Source organism: Mesorhizobium sp. M7A.F.Ca.US.005.03.2.1 (genome assembly GCF_003997795.1).
In the GTDB taxonomy this organism is placed as follows: Bacteria; Pseudomonadota; Alphaproteobacteria; order Rhizobiales; family Rhizobiaceae; genus Mesorhizobium; species Mesorhizobium ciceri.
The window spans coordinates 1-1,042 of the sequence record NZ_RZRP01001331.1 but is presented as its reverse complement, the minus strand read 5'-3'; the positions used below and the strand labels follow the sequence as shown (position 1 = coordinate 1,042).

1 protein-coding gene is annotated in these 1,042 nt (G+C 64.7%); it reads left to right on the top strand.

The genetic code is table 11. The annotated features are described in order from the left end of the window. The coding region (locus tag EN991_RS37515; RefSeq protein WP_164769722.1) for a DEAD/DEAH box helicase at positions 1 to 1,042 on the top strand (1,042 nt) is incomplete at both ends.

Genomic DNA, 1,042 nt, shown 5'->3' with positions numbered 1-1,042 from the left:
CGACGAACAGAACAAGAAGCGGGAGCGCGGCGGCGACGTGCTGATCGCGACGCCCGGCCGCCTGCTCGATCACCGCGAGCGCGGCAAGCTGTTGCTCAATGGCGTCGAGATCCTCGTCATCGACGAAGCCGACCGCATGCTCGACATGGGCTTCATTCCCGACATCGAGCGCATCTGCGAGATGATCCCGTTCTCCAGGCAGACGCTGTTCTTCTCGGCGACGATGCCGCCGGAAATCACCAAGCTGACCGAGAAATTCCTGCATGCGCCGGTGCGCGTCGAGGTCTCGAAGGCCGCGTCCGCCGCCACCAACATCACCCAGCGGCTGGTCAAATCAGGCTCCAAGCCGTGGGACAAGCGCGAGACGCTGCGCAACCTGATCAAGGCCGAAGATGCCGAACTGAAGAACGCCATCATCTTCTGCAACCGCAAGATCGAAGTGTCGGAACTGTTCCGCTCGCTGCTGAAGTATGATTTCGACGCCGGTGCGCTGCATGGCGACATGGACCAGCGCGCGCGCATGCAGATGCTGGCCAATTTCCGCGACGGCAAGCTGCGCTACCTCGTCGCTTCCGACGTCGCCGCGCGCGGCTTGGACATCCCCGACGTCAGCCATGTCTTCAACTATGACGTGCCGATCCATGCCGAGGATTATGTCCACCGTATCGGCCGTACCGGCCGCGCCGGACGCTCCGGAAAATCCTTCACCATCGCGACCAAGTCGGACACCAAATACATCGACGCCATCGAGCGGCTGATCGGCAACAAGATCGAATGGCATGACGGCGACTTGTCGACGGTGGTTGCCAGCGAAGGCGGCGAGGACGATGCTCCGCGCCGTGGCAAGGGCGCACCGCGCCGCGCCGGCCGCAAGGACGACGACCGCAGCAGGGAAAAGGGCGGCGAGCGCAAAGCGCGCGAACGCCACGCCAAGCGCAGCGAAGACACGGCACCGGAAACAGTCCGCGAGGACCAGCCGGTGGCCGAGGTCGCAGCGGCAGCCGCCGACGTCGGCCACCGGCTGGTCCTCGCGGACTGTTTC